The sequence below is a fragment of the Gelidibacter sp. genome (genome assembly GCF_035577925.1).
Classification (GTDB): Bacteria; Bacteroidota; Bacteroidia; order Flavobacteriales; family Flavobacteriaceae; genus Gelidibacter.
Map to the genome: position 1 here is coordinate 1 of NZ_DATJCY010000005.1, position 3991 is coordinate 3991.

Consider the following 3991-nt stretch of genomic DNA (forward strand, 5'->3'; position numbering starts at 1 on the left):
GCGGTTGATAATACATCGAGCTCGCAGTTTTATGGCAATTATATTCCGCTAATTGAAGCTGGATTTGACTTGGTGTCTTCCAATAAAATAGCCAATACCATTTCGCACGATTTTTATACAGAACTTAGAAATAATTTAGAAGATAATCAAAAATCGTATTTGTACGAGACCACCGTTGGTGCTGGATTACCCTTGATTGATACGATTAATTTATTACATGAATCTGGAGAGAATATTACCCGTATTCGTGGTGTGTTTTCGGGTACTTTAAGTTATTTGTTCAATAATTTTTCGGTTCAGGATAAGCCGTTTAGCACTATTGTTCAAGAAGCTATCGATAAAGGATTTACAGAACCCGATCCTCGTGAAGATTTCTCAGGAAATGACGTGGCACGTAAATTATTGATATTGGCAAGAGAACTCGATTTGCAGAATGAGTTTGAAGATATTTCTGTTGAAAATTTAATTCCTGAAGCGTATCGAGAAACACCACTTTCAGATTTTTTAAAGCAATTGGATGTTTTGGATGAAAAATTCCAGACGATAAAAGAGAATCAAAAAGAAGGTCATGTGTTGCGCTACGTTGGCGATTTGTCAGGCGATTTATCTAAAGACAAAGGTAATTTGGAAGTTAAATTGGTATCCATTCCTTTAGATAGCACATTAGGCCATATCAAAGGTTCTGATGCTATTTTCGAGATTTTTACAGAATCGTATGGAGAGCAACCTATCGTAATTCAAGGCGCAGGAGCAGGAGCAGAAGTGACCGCAAGAGGTGTTTTTGGAGATATCTTGCGATTGTCAAAACATATTAATTAGAAACGAATATTTGAAAAGCTTTCGAGTTTTTAAACCGTTAGTTTTAAAAAAACACTGATAAATGAGCACTACAAAATTCGAAACCGACGCTATTAGAACGCAAATGGATCGTTCGGAATTTCTAGAGCATTCTACGCCGTTGCATTTAACCTCAAGCTTTATTTTTGAAGATGCAGAGGATATGCGAGCGTCATTCGCCGAGGAAAAAGAGCGTAATATCTATAGTCGTTTTACAAACCCGAATACCTCAGAGTTTGTCGAAAAAATCTGCAAATTAGAAGGAGCTCAAAGTGGTTATGCTTTTGCAACAGGAATGGCCGCGGTATTTTCAACTTTTGCTGCGTTGTTAAATGCTGGCGATCATATTGTGTCTGCGCGCAGTGTTTTTGGTTCGACCAATACGCTGTTTACCAAATTTCTTCCAAAGTGGAATATCGAGACCAGTTATTTTAAAGTTGATCAAATCCATTGTATTGAAGATATTATTCAACCGAATACTAAGATTTTGTTTGTGGAAAGTCCGACAAATCCTGCGGTAGATATTTTGGATTTGGAGTTGTTGGGGAAAATCGCAAAAAAACACCAGCTTATTTTTATTGTAGATAATTGTTTTGCAACGCCCTATTTACAGAATCCGATTAAATTTGGTGCTGATTTGGTCATTCATTCCGCAACAAAACTTATTGATGGTCAAGGTCGTGTACTTGGTGGGATTACGGTTGGAAATACTGATTTAATAAGAGAAATCTACTTGTTTTCAAGAAATACGGGACCAGCATTATCACCTTTCAATGCTTGGATTCTTTCTAAAAGTTTAGAAACACTTGGTGTTAGGGTGGATAGACATTGTGAAAACGCACTTAAAGTTGCTGAGTTTTTAGAAGCAAACGGTAAAGTGAATTTTGTAAAATATCCGTTTTTAAAATCGCATCCGCAATACGAATTGGCTAAAAAACAAATGCGCCAAGGTGGAAATATTGTTGCGTTTGAGGTAAAAGGTGGGGTTGAAGCCGGACGTCAATTTTTGAATAATTTGAGAATGTTATCGCTTTCTGCCAATTTGGGAGATACCCGATCTATTGCTACCCATCCTGCAAGTACAACACACAGCAAGTTGAACGAAGCAGAACGTTTACAAACGGGTATTTCTGATGGATTGGTGCGCATTTCGGTGGGATTGGAACATATAGATGATATTACTGCCGATTTAAAACAGGCTTTAGAATCTGTTTAAAAAAAGTATCTTTGTAAGATGCTTTCAAAAAAGACAAAATACGGAATTAAGGCGTTAACCTTTTTAGCAAAACAAGAACTGAATGTTCCTGTTCAAATTGCGACTATTTCGCAAAGTGAGAACATTTCGCTTAAATTTTTGGAAAGCATCTTATTGACACTTCGAAAAAGTGGTCTTTTAGGATCAAAAAAGGGTAAGGGTGGTGGTTATTATCTGCTCAAAAATCCAAAGGAAATCAAAATGACAACTGTGATGAGAGTCTTGGAAGGTCCAATTGCCATGGTGCCCTGCGTAAGTTTAAATTATTATGAAAGGTGCGATGATTGTCCGGATGAAGCAGAATGCTCCGTACATCATTTAATGATCCAGGTGAGGGATAGCAATTTAAAGATTTATGGAGAAACCTCTTTGGCAGACTTAATTATATAAAGCAGTCAATTTTGTAAAATCAATTTACGTGGTCTATTAATTTTTAAGCAAGTCGTCTATTTAATAAGTCTATTTATCAGATAGGTTAAGTTATTTTTAAAAATTTGTTTGGTATTTTATGAAATTAATACTTACGTTTGCATCTTATCCTAGTAAGTCTATAGAGTAATTAAATAATATTAATAGTAATAATAAATGAGTACGGTTTTAGAATCAATAATAACAACAGAACAACAGTCGGCATCTGTGAAAGTAGAGGTGCCTAAAGAAAATATTAAGCGGACTTTGTTAAAAACCATTAGTTGGCGCGTTGTAGGCACATTAGCAACAGTGATTATCTCTTATGTGATTACTGGAACTTTAACGTTGGCATTTTCAATTGGTGCTATAGAGTTGATTTCGAAAATGGCATTGTATTTTTTTCATGAACGTGCTTGGAATACTATAAAATGGGGGAAATAATGACAATTAATATAGAGCAAATCAATAAGGATTTAAGAAAAAAAACACCTTTGGAAATTATAACCTGGGCGGTTTTAAATGCCAATAATCCGGTTGTTACCACCAATTTTAGGCCTTATGAAGCTGCCATTTTGCATGCGGTCACTCGGATTAAGAAAGATCTTAAAGTGATTTGGTGTGATACGGGTTATAATACGCCACAAACCTATAAGCATGCTCAAGCTGTTATTGCTCAATTGGATTTGAATGTGCATTTGTATGTGCCCAAACAGACAGCTGCGCACCGTGATGTTGTATTGGGAATTCCGGATGTTGATGATCCAAAACACAAATTATTTACAGAGCAAGTAAAGCTGGAACCGTTTAAAAGAGCCATGACAGAACATCAACCCGATGTATGGTTTACAAATTTGCGAAAAGGACAAACGGCGTTTCGTGATGGGATTGATATTGTTTCTAAAAGTGCCGATGGCATTATAAAAGTGAGTCCTTTTTATTATTGGACGGATGAAGATCTTGATGCCTATTTGACCGAAAACAACTTGCCCAACGAATTCAAATATTTTGATCCAACAAAACAATTAGAAAACAGAGAATGTGGCTTGCATGCGTAACAGAATTTGAAATCTCAGTCTGAGTTTGCAGATTTAATTGTAGTTGAAGTCATCAAAAAGTACATTAAAAACAGAAACTGGAAGAGTAATGATTTTTCTTTCGGTTTAGAGAATGAATAATGAAATTATGAAAAAAGACACCTCAAAAATAAATCCGTTAGAAAACGAAGCTATTTATATTATTAGGGAAGTGGCTGCACAATTTGAAAAGCCTGTCCTTTTATTTTCAGGAGGAAAGGATTCTATCACTTTGGTAAGATTAGCGCAGAAAGCATTTTATCCTGCGAAAATTCCGTTTCCGTTAATGCATATTGACACAGGGCACAACTTTCCTGAAACAATAGCATTTAGGGATAAATTGGTAAAAGAATTAGGACTGGAGTTGATCGTCAGAAACGTACAAGATTCAATCAATGCAGGAAAAGTTAAGGAA

The 3991-nt window shown here is 35.8% G+C and carries 5 protein-coding genes and 1 pseudogene; all 6 read left to right on the top strand.

The features are described 5' to 3' along the window. Window positions 1-819, top strand: a pseudogene (locus tag VNJ50_RS00160) (bifunctional aspartate kinase/homoserine dehydrogenase I); the annotation flags it as partial. A gap of 61 nt (window positions 820-880) precedes the next feature. Beyond that, window positions 881-2053 carry a trans-sulfuration enzyme family protein gene (locus VNJ50_RS00165; RefSeq protein ID WP_325577888.1) on the top strand — a complete coding sequence of 391 codons (1173 nt, stop codon included), beginning with the start codon at window positions 881-883 and terminating at the stop codon, window positions 2051-2053. An 18-nt stretch (window positions 2054-2071) separates the two neighbouring features. Beyond that, on the top strand, window positions 2072-2482 hold the full coding sequence (locus VNJ50_RS00170; RefSeq protein WP_325577890.1) for an Rrf2 family transcriptional regulator: 411 nt from the start codon (window positions 2072-2074) through the stop codon (window positions 2480-2482). A gap of 195 nt (window positions 2483-2677) precedes the next feature. Further along, complete coding sequence (locus tag VNJ50_RS00175; protein WP_325577892.1) at window positions 2678-2944, top strand: DUF2061 domain-containing protein; 267 nt, start codon at window positions 2678-2680, stop codon at window positions 2942-2944. Then, the gene (locus tag VNJ50_RS00180) at window positions 2944-3558 is read left to right on the top strand and encodes a phosphoadenosine phosphosulfate reductase family protein (protein WP_325577894.1); all 615 of its coding nucleotides are present in this window, start codon (window positions 2944-2946) and stop codon (window positions 3556-3558) included. Before VNJ50_RS00175 ends, VNJ50_RS00180 begins: the two co-directional genes overlap by 1 nt. A 127-nt stretch (window positions 3559-3685) precedes the next feature. Next, window positions 3686-3991 (top strand): phosphoadenosine phosphosulfate reductase family protein (locus VNJ50_RS00185; protein ID WP_325577896.1); only part of this gene is annotated, 306 nt, incomplete at its 3' end.